The organism is Paraburkholderia sediminicola (assembly GCF_046030555.1).
Taxonomy (GTDB): domain Bacteria; phylum Pseudomonadota; class Gammaproteobacteria; order Burkholderiales; family Burkholderiaceae; genus Paraburkholderia; species Paraburkholderia sediminicola_E.
Genome location: NZ_JAQQCH010000006.1, coordinates 139,824 through 162,644, shown reverse-complemented (window position 1 = coordinate 162,644; position 22,821 = coordinate 139,824). Strand labels below are relative to the sequence as shown.

Annotated in this window: 19 protein-coding genes, 2 pseudogenes and 1 riboswitch; of the genes and pseudogenes, 13 read left to right on the top strand and 8 right to left on the bottom strand. The window is 58.0% G+C overall.

Annotated features, from left to right (window positions below):
• Nucleotides 1-16 precede the first annotated feature (16 nt).
• Nucleotides 17-1,291 (bottom strand): efflux RND transporter periplasmic adaptor subunit, encoded by a 1,275-nt coding sequence (locus PQQ52_RS11605; RefSeq protein WP_408210682.1) that lies wholly within the window; start codon nucleotides 1,289-1,291, stop codon nucleotides 17-19.
• Nucleotides 1,292-1,310: 19 nt separating this feature from the next.
• Complete coding sequence (locus tag PQQ52_RS11600) at nucleotides 1,311-4,556, bottom strand: efflux RND transporter permease subunit (protein WP_408210679.1); 3,246 nt, start codon at nucleotides 4,554-4,556, stop codon at nucleotides 1,311-1,313.
• Between the two features lie 275 nt (nucleotides 4,557-4,831).
• On the opposite strand from PQQ52_RS11600, the gene PQQ52_RS11595 reads away from it, so the two are divergent.
• A complete protein-coding gene (locus PQQ52_RS11595; protein WP_408210676.1) occupies nucleotides 4,832-5,119 on the top strand; it encodes a DUF4148 domain-containing protein in 288 nt (95 codons plus the stop codon).
• A gap of 379 nt (nucleotides 5,120-5,498) precedes the next feature.
• Here the strand turns inward: PQQ52_RS11595 and PQQ52_RS11590 are convergent.
• Both PQQ52_RS11590 and PQQ52_RS11585 read right to left on the bottom strand, forming a co-directional pair.
• Nucleotides 5,499-5,729, bottom strand: a pseudogene (locus PQQ52_RS11590) (hypothetical protein); the annotation flags it as partial.
• A 622-nt stretch (nucleotides 5,730-6,351) separates the two neighbouring features.
• Entirely contained in the window at nucleotides 6,352-7,293 is a 942-nt protein-coding gene (locus PQQ52_RS11585; protein ID WP_408210673.1) for a LysR substrate-binding domain-containing protein, read from the bottom strand.
• A gap of 213 nt (nucleotides 7,294-7,506) precedes the next feature.
• Between PQQ52_RS11585 and PQQ52_RS11580 the strand changes: the two genes are divergently transcribed.
• The 4 genes from PQQ52_RS11580 to PQQ52_RS11565 all read left to right on the top strand — a co-directional run bounded on the left by PQQ52_RS11580 (nucleotide 7,507) and on the right by PQQ52_RS11565 (nucleotide 13,983).
• Nucleotides 7,507-8,562, top strand: a complete 1,056-nt coding sequence (locus PQQ52_RS11580; RefSeq protein ID WP_408210670.1) for a porin — start codon at nucleotides 7,507-7,509, stop codon at nucleotides 8,560-8,562.
• Between the two features lie 58 nt (nucleotides 8,563-8,620).
• Nucleotides 8,621-10,741, top strand: a complete 2,121-nt coding sequence (locus PQQ52_RS11575) for an acetate--CoA ligase family protein (RefSeq protein WP_408210667.1) — start codon at nucleotides 8,621-8,623, stop codon at nucleotides 10,739-10,741.
• Nucleotides 10,742-10,784: 43 nt separating this feature from the next.
• Nucleotides 10,785-11,831, top strand: coding sequence for a MaoC family dehydratase (locus tag PQQ52_RS11570; protein ID WP_408210665.1), 1,047 nt, complete (start codon nucleotides 10,785-10,787; stop codon nucleotides 11,829-11,831).
• An 871-nt stretch (nucleotides 11,832-12,702) separates the two neighbouring features.
• Nucleotides 12,703-13,983, top strand: a complete 1,281-nt coding sequence (locus PQQ52_RS11565; RefSeq protein ID WP_408210662.1) for an MFS transporter — start codon at nucleotides 12,703-12,705, stop codon at nucleotides 13,981-13,983.
• A gap of 241 nt (nucleotides 13,984-14,224) precedes the next feature.
• Here the strand turns inward: PQQ52_RS11565 and PQQ52_RS11560 are convergent.
• The 3 genes and pseudogenes from PQQ52_RS11560 to PQQ52_RS11550 form a co-directional block, all read right to left on the bottom strand.
• Nucleotides 14,225-14,737 (bottom strand): annotated as a pseudogene (locus PQQ52_RS11560) (sigma-70 family RNA polymerase sigma factor).
• Nucleotides 14,738-14,985: 248 nt separating this feature from the next.
• Complete coding sequence (locus PQQ52_RS11555) at nucleotides 14,986-15,156, bottom strand: hypothetical protein (RefSeq protein ID WP_408210660.1); 171 nt, start codon at nucleotides 15,154-15,156, stop codon at nucleotides 14,986-14,988.
• A 398-nt stretch (nucleotides 15,157-15,554) separates the two neighbouring features.
• On the bottom strand, nucleotides 15,555-15,842 hold the full coding sequence (locus tag PQQ52_RS11550) for a hypothetical protein (RefSeq protein ID WP_408210657.1): 288 nt from the start codon (nucleotides 15,840-15,842) through the stop codon (nucleotides 15,555-15,557).
• A gap of 322 nt (nucleotides 15,843-16,164) precedes the next feature.
• Between PQQ52_RS11550 and PQQ52_RS11545 the strand changes: the two genes are divergently transcribed.
• The 5 genes from PQQ52_RS11545 (at nucleotide 16,165) to PQQ52_RS11525 (ending at nucleotide 19,205) form a co-directional block, all read left to right on the top strand.
• Nucleotides 16,165-16,371: a hypothetical protein gene (locus PQQ52_RS11545; RefSeq protein WP_408210654.1), complete on the top strand. Its 207-nt coding sequence runs from the start codon at nucleotides 16,165-16,167 to the stop codon at nucleotides 16,369-16,371.
• Nucleotides 16,372-16,738: 367 nt separating this feature from the next.
• Nucleotides 16,739-16,879 carry a hypothetical protein gene (locus PQQ52_RS11540; protein WP_408210652.1) on the top strand — a complete coding sequence of 47 codons (141 nt, stop codon included), beginning with the start codon at nucleotides 16,739-16,741 and terminating at the stop codon, nucleotides 16,877-16,879.
• 296 nt (nucleotides 16,880-17,175) lie between these two features.
• Nucleotides 17,176-17,649 carry a VOC family protein gene (locus PQQ52_RS11535; RefSeq protein WP_408210650.1) on the top strand — a complete coding sequence of 158 codons (474 nt, stop codon included), beginning with the start codon at nucleotides 17,176-17,178 and terminating at the stop codon, nucleotides 17,647-17,649.
• 157 nt (nucleotides 17,650-17,806) lie between these two features.
• Nucleotides 17,807-17,990: riboswitch (yybP-ykoY riboswitch) on the top strand.
• A 13-nt stretch (nucleotides 17,991-18,003) separates the two neighbouring features.
• A complete protein-coding gene (locus PQQ52_RS11530; protein ID WP_408210648.1) occupies nucleotides 18,004-18,594 on the top strand; it encodes a TMEM165/GDT1 family protein in 591 nt (196 codons plus the stop codon).
• A 197-nt stretch (nucleotides 18,595-18,791) separates the two neighbouring features.
• A complete protein-coding gene (locus PQQ52_RS11525) occupies nucleotides 18,792-19,205 on the top strand; it encodes a VOC family protein (RefSeq protein WP_408210645.1) in 414 nt (137 codons plus the stop codon).
• A gap of 252 nt (nucleotides 19,206-19,457) precedes the next feature.
• Here PQQ52_RS11525 and PQQ52_RS11520 read toward each other — a convergent pair whose 3' ends face one another.
• Nucleotides 19,458-19,754, bottom strand: a complete 297-nt coding sequence (locus PQQ52_RS11520; RefSeq protein WP_408210642.1) for a hypothetical protein — start codon at nucleotides 19,752-19,754, stop codon at nucleotides 19,458-19,460.
• Between the two features lie 668 nt (nucleotides 19,755-20,422).
• Here PQQ52_RS11520 and PQQ52_RS11515 point away from each other — a divergent pair.
• From PQQ52_RS11515 to PQQ52_RS11505, 3 genes are all read left to right on the top strand, one after another.
• Nucleotides 20,423-20,731 (top strand): cellulose synthase, encoded by a 309-nt coding sequence (locus tag PQQ52_RS11515; RefSeq protein ID WP_408210640.1) that lies wholly within the window; start codon nucleotides 20,423-20,425, stop codon nucleotides 20,729-20,731.
• A 330-nt stretch (nucleotides 20,732-21,061) separates the two neighbouring features.
• On the top strand, nucleotides 21,062-21,307 hold the full coding sequence (locus tag PQQ52_RS11510) for a hypothetical protein (RefSeq protein WP_408210637.1): 246 nt from the start codon (nucleotides 21,062-21,064) through the stop codon (nucleotides 21,305-21,307).
• A 165-nt stretch (nucleotides 21,308-21,472) separates the two neighbouring features.
• Nucleotides 21,473-22,813, top strand: coding sequence for a hypothetical protein (locus PQQ52_RS11505; protein WP_408210634.1), 1,341 nt, complete (start codon nucleotides 21,473-21,475; stop codon nucleotides 22,811-22,813).
• Nucleotides 22,814-22,821 lie beyond the last annotated feature (8 nt).

The window sequence follows — 22,821 nt, the reverse complement described above, 5'->3', positions numbered from 1 at the left end:
TTTCGATGACTGGCGCTCAACCATGCGCGGCCGGCGCGATCTGCACGGCCTGGCCGGTACTCAGCGAATCGCCTGGGTTATCGATCACGCGGTCGGTGGCCGCGAGGCCCGTGGTGATCTCCACATGCGTGCCGAAATCGCGGCCGATGTGCACGGTCTTGAGCACCGCACGACCGTTGCCGTCGACCACGGCGACCGTCACGCCATCCGGACGAAAGAGCAGGGCGCTGACCGGCAGATCGAGCGCCGGCGTGGTCGACTGCAACTGCAGATGCACCTGTGCGTAGGCGCCAGGCATCAGCGCGCCGTCCTTGTTATCGACGTCGACCTCGACGCGCAGCGTGCGGCTCGACGGATCGATCGAACCGGTAGTGCGCGCCACCTTTGCGGCGATGTGCCGCCCGGGATACTGCTGGGCGGTCAGATACACACCCGTGTCAGGCGTGACGTAGGGCGCGTCGTTCTGCGGTACGTCGACGAACACGCGCAGCACGCCGGTCTGCTGGATATGAAACAGTTCGCCCGACATACCCGCCGTGCCGGGCGTGCCGCCCGCCGTCACGAGTGCGCCGACATCGACGTTGCGCGCGGTGATCGTGCCGTCGAACGGTGCAGTGATCTTTTCGTACGACACCAGCTCGGCCAGATGCGCGACATTGGCTTGGGCCGACGCCAGCATCGCGCGACGCGCTTCCATGTCGCTGACTTTCGTATCCGCATCCTGTTGCGCGACCGATTGGGTTTTCAGCATCTCCTGCCAGCGCTGCGCGGTGGTCTTCGCGAAGTCGAAGTTGGCTTGCGCGGTGGCTTCGTCGGCACGGGCCTGGCGCAGTTGCGCATCCAGATCGGGCGCGTTGATCGTGGCGAGCGTCTGGCCGCTTTTCACCTGGGCGCCGATGTCGGTGTTCCAGTGCGCGAGATAGCCGCTCGTGCGGGCATAGATCGACGCTTCGGCGAACGGCGTCACCGAGCCGGGCAACAGCAGCTCGTGGACAGAGGGCGCGGGACGCGGCATGACCACGGAAACGCTGAGAATGCTTTGCGCTTGTGTCTGTTGCGTCAGCGCGGCGCTGGCGTGCAGACGCGGCACGATGCCGACGATCAGCAACGCTGCGGCGAGGCCGGTCAATGCGAGCGGCCATAGGCGGCGCGGCTTCGGGCTCGTGGCCGTGCCGGGCATGTCGGCGGCGCGGGCCGCGTCGTCGGTCCTGGCGGCCTCAGCGGCGCGGTCAGCCTTGTCGGCCGGTTCAGACCCGTCGCCGAGGTCGGGCGGAAGTGATGGATTGTTCATGAGCAGGCTCTTGTCGGAATCAATGTGTGCGGGCGGGAACGCCGGATTCTTGTGTGCCGGTTCGAGCCGCGCGACGCTTGTCGAGCCATGCATGCACCATCCCGTAGACGACCGGAACAAACAGCAAGGTGGACACCGTGCCAAGCGCCAGGCCACCGATCACCGCGCGGCCGAGCGGCGCGTTCTGTTCACCGCCGTCGCCGAGGCCGAGCGCCATTGGCAGCATGCCGATCAGCATGGCGAGCGCGGTCATCAGCACCGGACGGAAGCGACTGAAGCCCGCTTCGAGCGCAGCCTGCAACGGTGGCCTACCGGCGTGATGAAATTCACGCGCGGTGTTGATCACGAGAATGCTGTTGGCCGTGGCGATGCCGATGCACAGAATCGTGCCGGTCAGTGCCGGCACGCTCAGACTCGTGCCGGTGCTGAACAGCATCCACGCGATGCCCGCGAGCGAGGCCGGCAGGCCACTGATGATGATGAACGGATCGAGCCAAGACTGGAAATTGACGACCATCAGCAGATAGACCAGGGCGATCGCGAATACGAGTCCGCTTGCGAGGCCGCTGAACGAGTCGTGCATCGCCTGCACCTGGCCGCGCACCACGATCGACGCACCAGGCGGCAATTGCGGCCGGATCTGATCGACAAGCCGGGTCACGTCGGCCGCCACGCCACCGAGATCGCGCCCTTGGGCCGACGCAAAAATATCGAGGACCGGCTGTACGTTGTAGTGCGAGACAACGGCTTGCTGGGTGCCGCGTGTCAGCGTGCTCAGCGCGCCGAGCAGGTTCTGCGGCGCGGGGCCGTTACCGTTGGCCGCAACGGACGCATTCATTACGCCGGCACTCGTGCCGCCATTCTGCGCGACCGGGATATTGGCGAGCGCTTGCAGCGAATTGATGTCGTACTGCGGCATCATCGCCATCAGCGGATAGCTGACGCCGTTGCGCGGATCGAGCCAGAAATTCGGCGAAGTCTGCGAACTGCCGGAGAGCGCGATCAGCAGGTTCTGCGACACGTCACGCTGCAACAAGCCAGCCTGGATCGCCCGTGTGCGGTCGACATTCACGTTGATTGCGGGCGCATCGCCCGGTTGCTGGATTCGCGCATCGACGAGACCACGCACGCCGCGCAGTTCTTCGAGCAAACGGTTCGCGACCACGCGGTTAGCGTCGAGCTTGTTGCCGACAATCTGGATATCGATCGGCGCCGGCAAGCCGAAATTGAGAATCTGGCTCACGATGTCGGCGGGCAGAAATGCAAACGTGACGCCGGGGAAATCCTTGGACAACGTCGTGCGCAGCGTCGCCACATAAGCCGCGGTGGGCTTGTGTTTGGCCGCGAGGGTGATCATCACATCGGCGTCTTCCGGGCCGATCGGGTCCGACGAATCGTAGGTCAGATTGATACCGCTCACCGGCACGCCGATATTGTCGAGCATGGCGGCCAGTTCCTGCTTCGGAATCACACTGCGCACCCGGGCTTCGACTTCATCGGTGATGCGTGCGGTGTCTTCAATACGCGTGCCGGTCGGCGCACGCAGATGCAGGCGGATTTCGCCGGTATCGACAGCCGGGAAAAAATCGCGGCCGGCGAATGGCACCAGCGCGAGCGAGCCGAGACACAGCACGAGGAAGATGACGATGAAGCGACGCGGACTCGCAATCGCCTCGGCAAGCACGCCGCGATAACCTTCGCGCAAGCGTTCGAAGCGATGTTCGAAACCGGCCTGGAAGCGGATCAACCGCGCAATCGGCCCGTTACCCGTCACCGGCGTATTGCTGCGTGCGCGCATCAGATACATCGCGAGCGTCGGCACCAGCGTACGCGAGAAGAAATACGACGCGATCATCGCGAACACCACCGCTTCGGCGAGTGGCACGAACAGATAGCGCGCGACGCCGGAGAGCAGAAACATCGGCACGAACACGATGCAGATCGACAGTGTCGAGACGAACGTCGGCACGGCGATTTCACCTGAGCCGTTCAGAATCGCGTCGTGCAGCGGCTCGCCGTTTTCCAGATGATGCGTGATGTTTTCGATCGCGACGGTGGCATCGTCGACGAGAATACCCACCGCGAGTGCGAGGCCGCCGAGCGTCATGATGTTGATGGTCTGACCGAGCGCGGAAAGCGCGATCAGAGAAGTCAGCACCGCGAGCGGAATCGACACCGCAATGATCAGCGTGGCGCGCCAGCTGCCGAGAAACAGCAGGATCATCACGGCGGTCAAGGCGGCGGCAATCACCGCCTCGCGTGCCACACCCACTACCGCCGACTTCACGAACACCGACTGATCCGACAGCGCGGTGATGTGCAACGCACTTGGCAAGCCGGCCGCAATATGCGGCAACATGGCCTTGACCTGCTGGATGATGGTTAGCGTGGACGTGCTGCCGGATTTTTCGACGGTGAGCAGGGCGGCGCGTTCCCCGTCGCTGCGCACAATGTTGGTTTGCGGCGCGTAGCCATCGCGCACATGGGCGACGTCTCGCGCATACACCACGCCGCCGGCCACCGTCTTGATCGGCAGGTCGTTCAGCGCGGCCACCGTGTCGGTGCTGCCATTCATCTGCACGTTGTATTCCTTCGTGCCGATTTTCGCGGTGCCGCCCGGCAGAATCAGGTTCTGTGCATTGACGGCGTTCACCACGTCGAGCGGGTCAAGACCCTTGGCCTGGAGCGCGCGCGGATCGATATCGACCATGATCTGGCGGACCTTGCCGCCGAACGGCAACGGCACCGACGCGCCTTGCACCGTCGCCAGTTGCGTGCGGATCTGACTGTTACCGAGATCGTAGAGCTGCTGTTCGGATAGCGTGTCGCTGGAAAGCCCGAGCTGCAGGATCGGCACTGTCGACGCGTTGTACGTAATGATGTTCGGCGGCAGCGTACCAGGCGGCAGCACGCGCAGAATGGACGCGGAATTGGAGGCCGCCTCGGCAATCGCCCGATTGATGTCCGCACCCGGGTGAAAAAAGATCTTCACTACCGAGACGCCATTCAGCGATTGCGACTCAATGTGCTCGATATCGTCGACGTCCGAGGTCAGCGCGCGCTCGTAGTTCGAGGTGATGCGGTTGGCCATATCCTGGGCGGAAAAGCCGTTATACGTCCAGACGATGCTGACCACCGGGATGTCGATGTTCGGAAAGATATCGGTGGGCGTGCGTAGTATCGCGAGCGGGCCAACGATAAAGATCAACACCGCGAGAACCACGAAGGTATATGGGCGGCGCAGCGCGAGCTTGACGATCCACATGACGAATTCCTGAAAAGAGGCAGATGGAAGCGCGAGTTTTTGATGCGCCTGGTGGCGCGGGACGAGGGCTTCTTCGTGAGTCAGGAGTGTGGGGGAGTGGCCCTTACGGGCTGCGGTCCGCTACATTACCGTTCTGTTATCTTGGGTTTTGGTTTAAGCGCGGCGCGTAGATAACAAAACGGTAATCTAAAGGTCAGTGCTCCGACAGCTGAAATGACAAGAATGGGAAGCGTGGTTCAGGCCACTCATTTCTTGCTCATCATCGGAGAGACATCATGAAACTGCTTACCGCTATTGCCATTGCTGCTCTTAGCCTGCCGTTTGGGGCGAATGCCTTTGCCCAGTCCAATCCGTCGGGATTGACGCGCGCTGACGTCATGGCTCAGTTGCAGCAGGCTCAGGCTCAAGGGCTTGTGCCGACGCCTAATAATGACTATCCGCCTACGGCTAGGGAGATTGCTCGCAATCGGGAGATATATGCTATTCAGCATGGCGGGGAAGGGGCTGGTGATGTGAAGACAGCTGGGGCCCCGGAGGTTGATGCTGGGGCTTCGGCAAATTGATGCTGGTGTTGTTCTTCGCCTGTGGCGTTGGGCTTTCCTTGGTCGGGGTTTTTGGCCTTTTCTTGATTTCTTATTGGTCTATTAGTGTCGCCCCTGTGCGGGGCGGCACTTACTTTCTTTGCCGCCGCAAAGAAAGATAAGCAAAGAAAGCGGCTTTGCACCGCTAATTCTTAAGCGGGTCACCCGCGCAGTTACGGTAGTGGTGCATCTGGAATCCGTCTCCTCGCACATTCCGCCTTGGTGACAAGGCCGTCATACTTCCGGCGGCGCTGCGCGCGCCGAAGAGTGCTTCATGTATCCCGTCGCTGTGTTCTTTTCCTTGTCCGGGATCCGCTCGCCGTGGCAGCCCGCGTTGTCGTGTCTCCGTTTGATTTTTCCCTCAACTTACTCCTGCCGCCCAATCCACCGCTGCATCGAACATTCTGTTTCCTGCCGGCGAGAGATTCCCGAATGTGTCGTTGTTCAGGAAGAACATCACGCGCCGGGCCGGGGCCAGCGATTCGTAGTCCATCGTGGCGCCTTTTTCGTACGCAAAGATCGCCGCTTTTTCCGGTTGGCCGTACAGGGTCGCAATGGTCGTTGCGCCAAGGCCCGGTTTGCCCCAGCTCATCGCGTAGAACGCGTTAAAGATGTCAACGTTGCGACTATAAAGTTGTCAACTCGGCACTCGGTGGCACCCCGACCACGTGGCGACCCATACTCAGTATGGGTTTCCCGGACGCGAAATAAAGTCGTCACTTCGCTCTTGAGATGCGGCTTACGACGAACTGCCACAGAGTTGGCTGCACGTGCCTGAGGCTGCGCGCACGAGCAGGCGACAACATAGCCAATCTCGCACACTCTCAATTGCCGAGCAGGCAATACCCCGCGAAAGTGCCTAAAGCCAATGACCTTTGACCGTTTGACTTTACGGTTGTGAATCCTTGATTCGAAGCCCGGACCCGCGAATTATGACCAAGTGCACACACAGTGAAGGTGCTGCAGAGACAGAAAAGGCGAAGCAAAGAGTGGCGAAGTGCATGCCTTGTGCATGCAATCATGTTGGTGACGTCGGCGGGACCGTCGCCGTGCAAATCAGCATGGTGACGCGTACGTTTTGGATGGGTATATCCCGCAATTCCGAGGAAGCGCGGGAGGCGTGGCAGAATCGACAGCGATTACGCTAGCCGGCCTCGTCCGTACGCTAGCACTGCCGCAACCGTCAAGCTTTGAGTCAGGGCGCGCCGACGGCGCTAAGATTGTTTCGGCTCCGGGCAGCTCTGCTCGAATGAAAAATCTTCCCGCACTACTTCGAAGATGCAGCGTATGAAATGCTCCGAAGCCGGGGTTTGGATTGCGCCCTGACTTTGTAAAAGCTGCAGAGCCATCGGAGGTCGCGCAGGTACAAAATCGAGGGTAATAAGTTTGTCCGTTATATTGAGCGCCCCTGTCGTTTGCAACGCCCAAGCCGTTATCACTGCGTCCATTGACAACACCAGATTGTAGAGAAGCGCCTGCGAAGTGCAGCGCGTCATCCGTCTCGGGGGCTCCAGGCCGTGATCTTGGAACAGCGCTACGATATGTTTCGCATAAGAATCCGTTGTATCCGAGTAAAGCCATTCAGCGTCGGCCAATTCCGCCAACGTCTTTGCTTTTGCGAGCGGGCTGTCGCGCCGAACAGCTAGGGTTGCTGGGATAGATGTCAGATCGATGTGATTGATCGACGCGTCGAGGAAAGAAGCCACAGGAGATGCGATCGCAATATCGAGTGTGCCGCTGCGTAAACCGTTTAATAACCCGGCAACCGGCAACTCAATGAACTCAACGCGAATTCTTGGCATTTCCTTGCGAAATCGGACATACGCCTTCGGCAGTATCGTCACGGCAGCAAGGGGCATCAGGCCTACGACAATTTTGCCTTCCAGGGAGCCTCTTTCCTGGAGCATGTGCTCTTCGGCCCTCTCCAATTCAGAAACGATCAGTCTGGCGTGACGCAGCAGCGACTTGCCGCGCTGCGTGACAGTCACGCCGCTATTGGTTCGAGCCAACAACGCGACACCGACACCGGCTTCAAGGTCGCGGATCGCTTGCGTGATCGCCGGCTGACTCAGGCAGAGAAATTTGGCAGCGCTGTTGATGCTGCCTAAATCGGCAATTGCGACCAGGGCACGGAGTTGATGCAATTTCAGCGGCACGGCAGGCCTTGGCGGTATAAGCATTGGTTATAGGGATAGAACTTTATCACTATTTTGTGTGCGCATGCCTTTCTATACTGCCCTCAGTCTTCGAAAGCGGCGGCCTAACAACACTAGCGGCGCCTAGAGCCGGAGTGTCACCGCACCAGCGCCAGCAGCGAGACCGGATATATCTACAAAAACGAGTTGTTCGACAAAGACGGAGGAGCCGAAATGAAGAAGGTCATAGGCGCTATTGGGCTTGCATTAGTGGCTAGTACGGCTTGCGCGCAATCAACTGTGACGCTGGCCGGTGTGGTGGGGGGAGGACTGAGATGGCAAAACGGCACGACAGGCGGTTCGACGCTGGCTTTCGCAGGAAATGACATCGCGCTGAGCGCGTTCATTCTCCAGGGAAAGGAGGATCTTGGCGGAGGGACTGAGGCGACGTTCTACCTTCGTAGCACTTTCAATCCGGGCACCGGTGGGGTGTTTAACCCTGCGGTGCTTTTCTCTTCGACTGCCGACGTAGGCTTGTCCACCAAATACGGCCAACTGACGCTTGGCAGGCAATTTAGCGCGTTTGAAGATTTCCTGATCCAGATGGACCCAAGCAGCGCGCGCGGAAGCGCGCCGACCGTCCCTGCCGCATTGCTAGTTGGCAATTTCTTCACGGGGGATGACTGGTTCAACAATACAGTGAAATACCGCGGGCAGATCGGCGGATTTGTATTTCGAACGAGCTATTCGTTCGGAGGCGTCGCGGGCAACACCCAGGCGGGCTCAAATTTCTCGGCCTCCGCAGTGTATCAAGCCGGAATATTTTCGGGCGGCGCGGGCTACGGACGGACGTACAAAGCCGACGCGTCTCAATGGGCACAGACGGTCGAAATTGGCGGAACGGCCCAACTGGGTCCAGTCCGATTTTATGCAAATTACCTGTCACTAGCCGTGACCGGGGCGTCGGCGACGTCGCCTCAGCGCAGAGACAAAATTCCGACAGCCGGCCTAGTGTATATACCGAGCCCGGCGGTCGTACTAACAGCAGCATTTTACGACGATCTGGCGAGCAATCTTGGCAACATCGCCGGTGCGAGCGGGCATAAGACTACGTCTTATGCGATTGCCGAATATTTTCTTTCGAAGCGGACCGAACTATACGCAGAAGTTGATCGAAACGGGTTTTCTGGCGCGTATAAGAAGGATCCGGCCAACGTTCTAACGTTCAATTTACGCCCTGGCGCTAGCGCTTCGACCGGCTTAGCAGTCGGAATGGTGACACGTTTCTAGACGGCAACGAATTGATTAAGCGTCGAAGAAAACTGACAAATAGTTAATATTCCTTAATATGACACCAAGCCCGCTTTCCTCTCTTTTTTCGCCCAAGTCGGTCGCGATCCTCGGCATTTCTCCTCAACGTTCGCACGGCCAGTCGACCTTTTTAAATCTGCAGAAGGGCCGTTTCGAAGGTTCGATTTATCTAGTCCACCCGACCTCCAGTCTGTTTGAAGGCGAGAAGGTCTACGCTTCGCTCGACGTTCTGCCACAGGTTCCGGAATGCGTTGTTCTGGCAATTTCAGCAGAGAAGGTACTTGAACAACTTGAAGTGGCCGGACGCATGGGAGTCCGAGCGGCAGTAGTCTACGCGAGTGGATTCGCGGAGTCGAACCAGAACGGACAGCGGCGCGAGGCCGAACTGGTGGAAACGGCGAAACGTTTCGATATTCAACTCTGCGGTCCAAATTGTATGGGGCTCGTTGACTTCTATTCGGGGTTCTCCGCATACAGTGGATCTTGGCCTGAAATCGCTCATCGCGGCAGCGTAGCAATCCTCTCTCATTCCGGTTCCGGCTGCGTGGTTCTCGGCAATACCGGAAGGTTTGGTGTGAGTCGTATGGCCTCCGTAGGCAACGGTTCAGTGCTGGATATGGCTGACTACCTTAATTTCCTTGCGGAAGATTCGGAAACCCGTGTCGTTGCCATGGTGGTTGAAACGTTGCGCAACCCCGCGGCGTTCAAGGCGGCCGCTGAAAAGATGGCCCGCGCCGGAAAACGCATCGTCGCACTCAAGAACGGCCGTTCAACCAAAGGTGCTGCGGCGACCATAGCACACACCGGTGCAATTGCTGGTCCTCATGAAGCGTATGCCGAATTTTTTCGTGAATGCGGGGTTATCACTGTGGCTGACCTGGACGAACTCGTCGAGTCAACCGCGCTACTCGAGCAACTCACGCGTCATCCGATCGGCACCGGAGTCGCGATCATCGGTATCAGTGGCGGCGAGATGGCGATGGCCTGCGATCTCGCGGAAGACGTCGGATTGAGACTCGCCGATTTGACAAACGAAACCAAGGTGGAAATCGAGCGTTCGATGCCGAACTTTGCATACGCATCAAATCCACTCGATGCCCGAACAGGTTCGCCCGATGTCTACGAGCAACTACTCTGTGCACTCGCTTCCGATCCAGAAGTTGCTCTGGTGGCAGTAGGCCAGGACAGTTCCCATACGCTAAGCGATAACCAGGTTCGGACATACGCCGGCGTCGCCCGTGCGCTCACATCGGCTCTAGATAGAATCCAAAAGCCTATCGTGTTTTACAACAACACCAAAGAAAATGTTCATCCATTGATTGCCGCACCTCTTCGAGAATCCGGAGTTCCGATCTTGCTTGGTGCAAGAAACGGTCTGCTCGCAATCAGCAGGCTCATGCAGATGGCCGATCGTTCAATTACCACGACGACGTCGAACCGTCCTCAACTTCAGGCGAATCCGCGATGGATTCAGCGTTTTCAACTCCCAATGCCGCCGACTGAGCGGGAAGCGAAGGAATTTCTCGCCGAATGCGGTCTGCCGGTTATGAAGGAGGCATTCGCAGAAAATGCAATGCAGTGCGCCGACCTAGCCGAGGAAATTGGCTTCCCTGTCGCTATCAAGATCGAATCTCCGGATATAGCACACAAAACAGAAGTCGGAGGCGTTGTGCTGAATCTGGCATCCGCCGCTGAGGTTTCCATCGCTTTCGAGGATATGCTTGCGACCGTAAAACACAACTGTCCCGATGCGAGAATCAATGGAGTGGTTGTCCAGGAGATGGTGTCCTCCGGTGTGGAGGTACTGATCGGCCTTAGTCGGCAGGAGCCCTTTGGCCTTGCTTTGGCAATTGGATGGGGTGGCATCCAAGTGGAAATCCAGAACGATGTACGACTTATGCTGTTGCCGTGCTCGCGTGCGACCATCGTCGAGAAATTGGACCAAACTCGCGTTGCAAAGCTGCTAAAAGGTTTTCGCGGAGCGCCGCCGGCTGACCAGGATGCTCTGATAGACGTAGCACTCAAGCTCTCGGAGATTGGACGTGCGTATGGACATGTGATCGACGCAATCGATATCAATCCTGTAGCGGTGCTTCCCAAAGGAGAGGGTGTCAGACTTCTAGATGTGCTGATCGAGACCCGCGCTCAGAAAAAATAGCGCATACCGAATAATTTTTCGTTGCAACGGAGTGAACTGGGACATGGAAAATCGACACGAACCGACTCTTGATTTGAGTCCGTACCTGGACGTAATTGGCAAGGAGCTTGAACAGCCTGAGCAGTTTAACTATGAAGTAACACGAGACAGCATTCGTCACTTCGCCCATTCAGTCGACGATTACAACGCACTCTATCTAGACGCTGATTTCGCATCGAGCACAAAGTGGAAGGGAATCATTGCGCCCCCAGGGTATCTGATGAGCCACGGCCATTCCGCCTGGATTATCCCGAGACTCCCGAAACTTCATGATCCAGAAGGCGAGGAGTTGAACCTCTTTGCTCACGCGGCCGACGACTGGACCTTCCTCAAACCGGCTCGACCTGGGAATTTCATTCGATCTAGCAGCAGGTTGGCTAGTGCTGACCTGAAGGCAGGTCGCAAGATGGGAACTAGCGTTCTCCTTCGCTTCGAGACAGTTTTCTTTGACCAATATGGAGAGAAGATAGCGACTCGGGGAGGGCAGTATTTCCTCATGAACTCTTCGCGTGGAGGAGCAACAAATCAGTCCCCCTATCCACCACTTCCTGACGGCGGCACGCGAAACGTGATTCAGCCGACACGCTTTCCAGGTTCGTTTTCCTTGCCTGCGGCTCGTCGGGATTCGCAACGATATTACGAGGACGTCAATGTGGGAGATGATCTGCCTATCCTCGAAATTCCTCCTGTGATGCTTCAGAATCTTGGGCGCTTCAACGCGGCGACAATCGGGACTGGGGTGGACGAGGTGGGGGGCGAACATGATGGCATGCCAGATGCGTATGTTTTCGGTCATCTGCGAATCTCTTGGTTCGCACGCCTGATATTGAACTGGGCCGGCCCAAATTCGTGGATTCATCAGTTCACGCAACGTAACCGCCAGTGGTTATTGATCGGCTTTAGGGCATCCTGTGCGGGGGTTGTTAAGGCAAAAGGGATGACGGACGGCGAGGCTTGGGTCGACATTGATCTCACGTGCGATTGCGAGCTCGGCTTTGTAACGAACGCAGGCACCGCGCGAGTAGTCCTGCCGCTTAGACATAGCCGGTAACCTGGCTTCCTGAGTTAGAAATTTTTGGCCAAACCCGCGTGATTTTGATCAAGGTTGGGCGCCGGACCACTTTCAGTAGGCGTCATGCAAAATAGGACTCCCCGGCGCGGAAGCAGCGCCGGGGCAAATGCAATAGAGCTGGTGCCGACTCAACGTAAATGGCATTGGAGAGGGCGAAGATGGGTATCGCAGAAAGGTCATTGCGATTGCAGGTCGAGAAATGGCTTGTGCCAACTGCTTCAACACCGGTTCGGGTAATCCGGTTCAGTCGCACGCGCTTGAATCAGAGCCGCTACGTGCGTGTCGAGGTATTGCGGACTACAGGCTGGGTAGGAATCTTTTTTTTTCGACACGGCAATGGCAGATGGTGCGTATTCCCACCGGAGACAGAACGCCTGGCGATGCGCGCTTACTAGAGCGGGTGTTACATGCGACCCGGTAGCGGTGACTGTGCAAAAGGCGGAAAACGGTACGTCAACGAATTTCGAACTCTCCAGCCTGGGACTGCTGCAGAGCGCCTGACGCATCGACGGGGAATTTTCGCTTGAATAGGCCGGTTCCGTAGTCACGGTAGGTCTGGCCGTTGTGGAGTCATTTGCCCTTCATGTCGTCCATTAGCCTTCCGGACGCCCAGTAGCATCGGGTGTCTGCCACTGAAATGGTTAGCTGATAGGGTGGTTAAGAGCCTTATGCAGGGTGAATGGGCAATCACCTCACCAAAAGAGTTGATTGTTTTAACAGGTTGGAGGAAGTGATCCAGACGCGGTGTGGCATTAGCTTGCCCATCGCCGCTGATGCGCGGTCGGATGTCAAATAGTGGCTTGATCGGAAGCGACAACGCCAAGATACTACCCAAGTTCAAAGGAAATTTATGACCACCGTCGCTGATGCCGAGCGCCGTACGCCAACATTTACTACGATTGCAGCAATCACGATAGGCAATGGCCTGGAGTTCTTCGATTTTATCGTCTACTCATTTTTCGCAGTGCTTATTGGTAGTTCGTTTTTCCCTGCGAAAGATCCCGTTGTAAGCTTGATGCTGGCTGTGGGCAGCTACGGAATCGCATTTGTGGCACGCCCTATCGGAGGGGTCATTCTTGGTCTATACGCTGACCGTGCCGGTCGCAAACCGGCCATGACATTAACCCTTCTGTCGATGGCGGGCGGGTCCTTGGGAGTGGCGCTGGCGCCTACCTATGCACAGATTGGAGTGTTCGCCCCCATCTGGCTCGTCTGCGCACGACTATTGCAGGGTTTTGCACTCGGTGGCGAGGTGGGCGTCTCGACCTCACTTTTGCTTGAGTATGCTGGTGACCAAGATCGCGGCTACTACGGAAGTTGGCAGCTTTTCAGCCAAGGGTTGAGTTCGCTTGCAGGCGCCGGCGTTGCAGTATTGTTGACCAACACACTTTCGCACGACCAGCTCTACGCGTGGGGTTGGCGTATTCCGTTCGCAATCGGCGTAGCAATGGTCCCGCTCGGAATCTACATTCGACGTCATCTCAATGAGACGCTGATGCCGAAGGCGCGGAAATCGGGCAATATGGCTACCCTCGCAGAGGTGTTCAAGGAGAACGGTAAGCTGGTCTGGTCGTGTTTGTTGCTGATGGGCGGCAGTACGATAACCACCTACGTAGTCGTCTTCTACCTTTCCACATACGCCACCCAATTCCTTGAAATGCCGCTGTCGGTCGCGCTCTGGGCAGGCGTCACTGCCTCGGCCGTAAGCGTAGCGACGTCAACCTATGCGGGGATTTTATCGGATCGGATTGGCCGCAAGCGGACCGTCCTGTGGTCGCGATTTGCCCTTGCGATATCGGTCCTGCCGGGCTTCATGCTGTTGGACGCGTATCGTTCCACGGCCGCATTGATCTGCGTGGTCGCAGTGTTGTCGTTCCTGGTCGTGTTGCAGGCGGTGCCAGTTTTTGTGATGATCACGGAGACGTTCCCGTGCCGAATCCGAGCTACGTCGCTTTCGATCGTCTTTGGACTTGGAGTCGCGGTTTTCGGCGGAACCGCCCAAGTCGTCGCGACATGGCTCATCAGCGCCACAGGCAGCCATATCGCGCCCGCGTGGTACTTGATCGTCGCGACGCTAATTTCGACTATTCCGCTGCTATGGCTCACGGAAACGGCGGACAAGCGATGTTAGTGGAGTCGCGTGTGGTGCATTTCGCGAGCGCCTTTGCAGCGATGAAAAGAGGCGCGCTGGCCCCACTTCTCTGACTAGCCCCTCCAACAACTTGACGCTCGCGCGGCGCACCAGCGCGTCAGCGCGAGCTGCTGCGCGTGCGTGTTTTCGCCGGATTGCAATTCCATCCACCACTCCGCGGCGCGCAGGGCGATGTGCTGCGGAATATCGGGTCTCGCGCTCGCGTTCATCTGGCCACCTGTCAGGCTGCGCTCAGCGCGAAGAAACACTGCGCGCCGGCGCGCACCAGATGGCGTTTCAGGGTCGAGATGGACAGCTTGAGTTGTGCGGAGATCTCGGCGTGGCCCAGGCCGTCGAGCTGGGCCAGCAGAAAGGCACGTTTGACGGCAACCGGCAGCCGCTCCAGCAGACTGTCGATTTCACACAGCGCTTCCAGTAGCAGCGCACGTTCTTCAGGCGAGGGCGCGAAACTTTCAGGCACGAGCGCCAAGGCTTCCACGTAAGCACGCTCGATCTGCTCGCGGCGCCAGTAGTTGGCAATCACGCGTTGCGCGACCGTGGTCAGGAACGCACGTGGCTCTTCGAGGGCGAGCGGCTCATCGCGAGCGAGCAGACGTACGAACGTGTCGTGCGCGAGATCGGCAGCGCGATGCGCGCAGCCGAGCTTCTTACGCAGCCATGCATGGAGCTAGCCGTGATGATCCCTGTAGAGCACCTGCATTTCGTGGTGCAGGGCCAATTCGTTTGCCGTCATAGCCTACCGTGCGCGCCACATCGAGGGATATGACGCCTTTTGTAAATGCGAATGATTCGCATCACAACATGTCAAAATGTAAGGTGAAAATGCATAGTGGATCAAGCGAGTAACGGTGCCCAGCGCGACCGTTACCGCGGTCGGCCGGGGAATGAAGCTTTATCTGGGCGTAAGGCGGGTGGGCTCAGAGGCGGCGTTTGCCGCGTTCTGACGAAGGGGAACGCGGGAGTAGTAACAACGTATCGGCTTTATGACCGGTCGCGGTTGCGCGCCCGGGTGGCGCCTGTGATCACGGCGACGCCGAGCAGGATGACCGCCACGATCGCGATCGTATGTTGAGCGACGTGCAGCGCCATCAAGCCCCACGCCACGCCGCCTATCAGAATGATCCAACCTGCGAGATAAATGAGCAGAGTCACCGTTTTTTCTCCTTTTTGATTCGACGGACGGGATCCGCTTGCCTGTCATGGAAAGTGTGACCGGTCGCCCCGATTGAGCCGCTGAGGTCGCTCGCCCGGACTGGCATTAAACAGTACAGGCGATCAACGGGTTTATCGAGCAGCAGATTTCGCGCCTGGCGCGGATGGCCTGTGTGCCGCGGTCGACGGTGTCGACTACAGGCTGGATCGGCATCCGACGATGACACGGCATCCGGTCACGCCGATGAGCGAGGCCGATCTTCGCCTGCACCGAAACGCGCAAACGAACTGTATCGAACGCTCAGCCGGACGTAATGGGACATAGCCGGACATAGTCGAGGGCGCTGCCAGGCCACGTCCGGCTACGGTCCAGGATGTGGCGCATCCTGGCACTGCATCTATCTGGCCGGCGTATCGGCCAGAATGTCGTGCCGGAAGGTTAGCGTCTGGTCCTGTTTGCTATCGACGATGCTCTCTCGCTGGCAGATCCATGCAAACGCCCAATCCTGGGCAACCTCGATCGCCTCATCCTTCGTGTCGAAATACGAAAGATGGCGCTCGATGTGCATTTCACCGTCAACGTCATCGTCAGCCGAAACACGGACCAGTCGCGCGTGAGCGAAGAATTTCCCAAGGGAGAAACTCGGAGTCGCGTCGATGATCCACCCACGATACCCGCATTGCATGATTGCCTCCGATACTCAGGCTATTCAGAATTCGAAAAGACAAAGCATGGATACGTCCGATCGTAATCGCTAAACCTCCTCACCAGTCAAAAGTTCGCGGGCTTCCGCGCCGTCCGCAGTTGCGCGGACGGCCATCTGGGACTACCGGTACTGTTATCGACCTTCGGCGATTCAACGGTGACTCCAACTTTCAATGGAAGCAAAGAAAATGCCCGTTCGAACGGGCTGCGGAATTGAGCGCCTGCACGATTGAATACAGGCACACGTTATGCGCGTCCCACAGACGCGCTGGCGTGAACCATAGAAACTCTTGGAGGGCGAAATGAATCCCTATGCAGGGCGGTCCCACGATGAACGAAGTGCCGCGGAAAAGCATCGGAAACAGAAAGCGCAAGAACAACCGGGCGGCTCGATGGCCGTCGAAGGAACGGAGTCCGATGCGACACATAGCAGCGGCGAGCTATCCGAAAAAGGCAAGGAAGTGTGGCGCAAAGGCGCCGGGATCAATGGGGGAGGGAAGAGCACATAAGCCATTTCAGCGCGGCGCGATATCAGGGAACGCACGCGCCGCGTGCACTGAGGAATGAGGCTGCCTGTCCGGCCGATTTCGGCCGGATTTGGGCTGGATAAATGTGTTTGGCTGGATGAATGGTTTTCAAAACCAAACGTAGAAATTTCAATGCGGATTGACGGCGGCGGTATCCCAGTGCAAGGATGCCCGCCAGGTACACAGATTGCGCCGTTGCCTTCCGATCAAACGTGGCACTTGAATTGTGGCAACCGTACTTCTCGACGCCCCTTCCCCAGAGGCACCCAGACCCGTACAGCTGTAAGAGGGCGGTACCGGCGATATCCCGTTCGCTATGCGAGTGGAGATCACGATGGTCAGCATATTGATGAAAGTTCTTCTCATCGTTGTCATTGCCGCTTCGTATAGCGGCTGCTCGCGCAAGGACGACAGCGGAATCGCCATTCCGGGTGGGCATGGCGGCAATAGCAGCAGCGCGTCATCGCCGAAGGCGGGCACGGCGTCCTGATATCGAAGAAGCGCGTATGCGCACGTACTCTGGGAGAGGCGGTGGGTTCCGCGGTTTCCACTTGGTGTTACATCGGGCGCTTCGAAGGACCGCTACCGTTTGCCCAGGCTGCGCGCAAACGCGGGCCTTTCGCTGTTCGCCCGGCAAGCGGGGTCGCGCCCGTGTGGGCGAAGCTGATTAAAAAGTGAGATTTTTCTTCCTGGCGTGTCGATTTTGATAGTCTTCCTTCGTCGTCTCAATGTCGGCATGCATGCGGCTTGCCTCCGCATCCAGCCAAAACTGACAGGAGATTTGCCATGACGATTCAAAAGATCACGCCTTTCCTCTGGTACTCGAACGAAGCAGAGGAGGCCGCTGCTTTCTATGCGGGCATCTTCCCGGACTCGCGCGTCGTTCGGGTCACGGCGGTACCGAGCGCCGGGTCCACGAAAGTCGTCGAGTTTGTTCTTTTTGGGCAGCCCTTCATCGCCATGAGCGCCGGGCGACTCGACCCGTTTAACCACGCGATATCCTTGATGGTCAACTGTAACGATCAGGCTGAACTTGACCGCTATTGGGACGCGCTTCTCGAGGGCGGCGGTTCGACGGAGGAGTGCGGTTGGGTGAAAGATCGCTTCGGCGTCTCGTGGCAGATCGTTCCAAACGATCTCATCCCGATGATGGCTGACCCCGATCCAGTCAAGGCCCGGCGCGTTGCAGAAGCCATGATGAAGATGACGAAGTTCGACGTAGCCGCGCTGAAGGCTGCGTATGCGGGGACGGCGGGTTAGCAGAAGGCCTCATCAAAGCGCTATTTAACGTGATCATCCAGGCGGACACCCGGGCCGGGCGCCGCCACTTTGAATGACGCGATCCAAGGCGCGCCTCTATCTGTAAGAGCTTCCAATATGGCGACTTGCTTCTGTAACGGGCGGTGCGTTAAAATCGCGCCTGCTCATTGGGGAGTAGCCGCCTCGAACGCGATGTTCGGGGGCGCATGTCAACATACTTGGCGAGTCGAAAGATTCTCCATGGCGTGCGCAGCTAAATGCCTGGCAAGACCGATGACACGCATTCCGACCTAACCGGGTCGCCGGAATGCGCGTCATCGCGTTCTTTCGGCGCGGCCCGGGTACAACAATCCCATGCAATCCTTCCTTGTTTCAACCAGCGTTGTTGGCCTGGCCGAAATTGGCGACAAGACGCAACTCCTGTCCCTTGTGCTTGCTGCGCGATATCGCAAGCCCATTCCCATCATTCTTGGTGTCTTTGCCGCAACGCTCGTCAACCACGGCGCATCCGGTGCGTTGGGCGTGTGGCTCGCGAGCATTCTCAGCCCGGGCATCCTGAATTGGGCAGTCGTCGTGTCATTTGCCGTGATGGCGGTGTGGATTCTCGTCCCCGACAAGCTGGATGATGCCGATGCAGTACTGACAAAAAATTCAATGGGTGTTTTCGGCACGACGGCCGTGACCTTCTTTCTCGCAGAGATGGGCGACAAGACCCAGATCGTCACCGTTGCGCTCGCCGCGCGCTTTCACGAGTTCTTCGGCGTTGTCGCAGGCACGACACTGGGCATGATGCTGGCGAATGTGCCCGTCATCTATCTTGGACACAAGTTCGCAGACCGTCTGCCGACTAAGGCCGTCCACATTCTCGCTGCCGTTATTTTTGTTGTACTTGGTGGACTCGCCCTGAGGACCGCACTCTATCCGACGGCGCATCCCATGCTCTAGCACGACGCATTGTTAAGCAGAACAGGTATTGCTGGACTAAGCCGCCGTTCCTCACCATTTACTCGTCATCAGGCAATTTTGCAGAGCACGTCGAGCTAATTGCCTGTGTCTGGCCGGTGATCACCGATCGAATTCGCATCCACCGCACTCGTAACTGCCGATGGGGCGAAACCCACCAGAAAATGGAGCACAGAAACATGAGCATAAAGGACATGCTGTTCAGCAGTGTCGCGACACGCTTGCCGACCAGGGACCTCTCTCGGGCGCGGCGATGGTATGCCGAGAAGCTGGGACTGGAGCCGATAGAAGAGCGTCACGGCGGTCTGCGCTACCGGATCGGGGACGGTGAGTTTTCGCTGTTCCATTCGAGCGGCACATCACCGGGCACGTTCACCCAGTTGGCCATCACCGTCGCCGACATTCACAAGACGGCCACGCTGTTGCGCGATCGCGGCGTTCAACTCCTTGACTATGACGGTCCGTCCCTCAGGACTGTGGACGGCATCGCGCGGGTGGAGGGCAACTATCCCAGCAAAGGCAGCGCGGAGCTTGGATGCTGGTTCTTCGACAGCGAAGGAAACATGATTGCCATCGGTCAATCGCTGCCGTAGAGGGAGTCATTTGGCGGGCATTGGTCGGGCGGGTTTCTGAATGATCTTGAACCTGTCGAGTTCGGGCATGTTCAGTGTCACCGGTGTCGCTGGATGCATCGCCGGCTCCGAAATCTCGCAACGGACCGACCAGCATGCCAGCGTTCAGAAACACGACATTTCTAATGAGCCAGAACCGGACATTTCTAAAAAGCCCTGACATGCATTCGGTTGATAATTTATCGAGAGTTATGAACTCACTAACGCACCTGCTTACACGGCGTAATCCCGCGTGAACAGGCTGCTCAAGGCGCTAGTGAGCAGGCGAAAACCCGGTGAGAAAATTTCTTTCGATTCCTTCCGCCGATGCTCTTCGGCAATCATTATCTGGACGGCTTCTGCTGTCGAAATTCCCGCTTCGCGCGCCAGGATAGACAGAGCTGTGTAAGAGGGTAGCGACTTACCTTTGACGTAGTTCTCCAAGGTCTTCTGCGGCAACCCCCATGTTTTTGCAAGGCCGTTGACACTGCGGCCCCTTATGGCAGTAGCTATCAGGTCGTCGTATTCCATAGTGAAATTCCCTTATTAAACTTCGCCATTTTTGGCTAACATGCGTCTTAAGCCAATTTTGGCTAGGCCGAATTTGGCTTAGCCGTATTTGGCGAAGTTTATCAGCATCACCAAAAAGGTAAACCCCGCCTATGGCCGGGTTTGTAAGCTGACGTTACGGGGGTGGCTGTGCCTGAATACGAGGTCCACGTGTATACGCAGTGCGCCCATGCGCGCGTTGCCACGGTCGAAGTCTCCGCGCCTGACGCTGAAAGGGCGCGCAAAAAGGCCCGTAGCGCGCTTTCCCGCTCGGGTCGTCAACCCGAATTTCTCACGCTGGTGCCTATCGAAGTCGGCGCACCGGTCAATCCCTTCCGCTTCTGAAATGAATATGGCTAAGTGCGCCGCCGATCACGTGACGCCGGACCTGTTTGACGGGTCGGTTAGCGAGCCGGTTCGGTCGTGTGCAAGCGAGATACGTCGCCGCGACTTTCGTGCGGTGTCCGTCGAAGTCGTTGACGAGTTGTGCGCATGGTGTGGCGTTGACCGTGCTGGCAGTTGCGGTGCGTGTAGTGATTTGAAGGCTGTAACGCGTTAGGCGTTTTCGTCGCGACAAGTTTGCGATTTTTTATTTTCCCTGAATGGGTTTAATCAGTGCGCATAGCACTACTAATTTAAAGGTGATTGATATGAACACGCAGAAACTGACAATTCTTGAAGTTGCGCATCGTTCGGGCATTGCGAAGAAAACCGGCAATCCGTGGTCGATTCATGAGGCGCAATGCATCCTCGAACAGGAGGATAGCGAGGGTAAAAAAATCGTCGTCGGCACGATCAATCTGCCCGACGTCCTGAAGGATTCTGCACCAGGCGACTACCTCGCGCAGTTCTCGTTCTTCAAGTCGATGGAAGGCAAGCTCGAACCGCGCGTTGTGTCGCTGGTTCCATTCGGCATGAGTGGTCCGAAGGCGAAGGCGGGTGCCGGTGTGATGGCGTAAGGAACGGTCGTGAGCACGGGAATCGACGTTGCAGCGTGCGTGAGTGGGGCGTCAGCGGTGACGGTCACTGCGTCGGGCAACGCTGTCGGATGCACGGCAAGCGATGGCACGGCGGGAACGGTCAGCGTTCTGCATCTGGCGCTTGTCGATAGCACAAGTGATTCGACGCCGTTTGATTATTCGCAGGCGTTTGGGTTTTGGGGGTTGGCATTTACCTCGGTGGTCGCGCTGTATTTCGCGTGTCTAGGAATTGGGGCCGTCGTCAATTTTGTCAGGCGAGGCTGAAATGCGCGCCGGGCGCTTCCCGGCATTCAAGTAAAGGGGTGTGTGATGCTGAAAATCAAGTCGGGTGTTCGTCGTGTGGTTTCTGCTGTGTCGCTCGGTGTAGCTGCCGCGCTGGTTGCGCCGGTTTCGTTCGCGCAGGCGGCCGGTGGTCCGGATTACACCGCGCTCACGACTGGTGTCGACTTTACGTCGACCATCGCGGCGGTGTTGGCGGTGGCGGCATTGCTGGTCGGTCTGTGGCTGGCGGTTCGCGGTGCAAAGATCGTTATCGGCATGGTTCGCGGGGGCTAAGCAGGTCCCGCTGCTGTCGGTAGGGCGGGCGTCATGCTCGCCTTTTTTTATGGTGCGGCTTGGGGGTGGTGATGGACGTCAATAACGCCTGGTATCTCGTGATGTTCCTGTGGGGCCTGCTGAGTGCGTGGGCGGTTATTCAAGGCATGGGGGGCTGATATGCGGATGCGGATAACGATCGCGTTAGCGCTCGGGCTGTTGGGTGGTGTCGCGCACGCGCAGCAGTTACCTCCGGCAACTTCGTCGCTGAATCAGGTTATTGCGGCGACGGTTGAAAAGAAGGCCGGTCAGCTTGGCTATACGGCGCTGAGCGATGTCGTCAAGGCTACTGAGGCTGCAATCGGTGCGGAGGCGTCCAAGGCTGCTGGTGCACTCGGTGGGGGTGCTGCGTGGTTGTCGTTGCCTGCTGCGTTGCTCGGTGGTTTGCTAGCGGGTACTCCTACGCCGCTTGCTGATGGGTCGGTAGATCAGTGGACGTATAACAAGGATGGCACGATCAGTATTTCGGGGAATCCGCTTGTTACAGGTGGGGCGGTGTCGGGTTCTCCGTTTGCTCCGTTGGTTAATGGGCAGTTGTATTGGAAAGCACTGCCGGGGAGCATTCTTTATACGGGTTCGTCGGCAGATGCGGTTGCTGAGCGGGTTATGGAGGCTGCGGGGGTTAAATCGTGGAAGATCAGTTGCAATGTCTATACGGCGGGTCAGGCGGCCTGCACGGGGACTGACACAACCAATTCCGGGCAGGTTCAGAATCCGAGCTTCAATGCTGTTCAGTCTACGACTGCCTGGTCAGGTGGAACCTGTTCGAGCGGCATGGCGACCGGTACCGCGTGTGCGGCCTATTCGCCGCAGGCAACGCCGGTTGTTACTCCAGAAACGGTTTCTCCGTCTGCTGCGATTGGTCAGATACCGGCGTCTGATGATGCGTTGCCGCTGTCACCTGATCTGGTCGCTGATCTGGGGGATTCGCTCTGGCAGCAGGCGTCGCAGGAACCGGGTTACAACGGTGTGCCATACCCGGTCGATAGTCCGATAACGTCAGCTGATGCAAGCTCAGTCCAATCGTCGTCCGGTTCGTCGTGGCCGTCTGTGAGCGCTGCGACTTCGGGGGTGTCGTCTCCTTCCGGTGCGTCGTCTGGCAATAACCCGTACTCGATCCCGAATAGCACTACCCCTGGCTCGTCGTCGCCTGCGTCCAGTCCGGCTGCTACACCGCCGACAACCGTTGATCTTGGCCCGAATCCGGGCGTCGGTTCACCAACGCTTGAGCAGATTCCCACGGCGGCCCAGATCATGGCGCCGATTCTCGGCATGCTGCCCGATCTTAAGAACTACGGCGTTCCTGCGCATAACGCGCAGTGTCCTGAGCCGTCCGTCACCGTGTTTGGCACCGTGATTACTGTTACCGCGCAATGCACGCTTGCTGAGCAGTTCCGCTCGCAAATCTACGTTACGTTCGTGCTGGTGTTTTCGCTGGCGGCGCTGTTCATTGTGCTTACTGCCTAGGGGGCAAT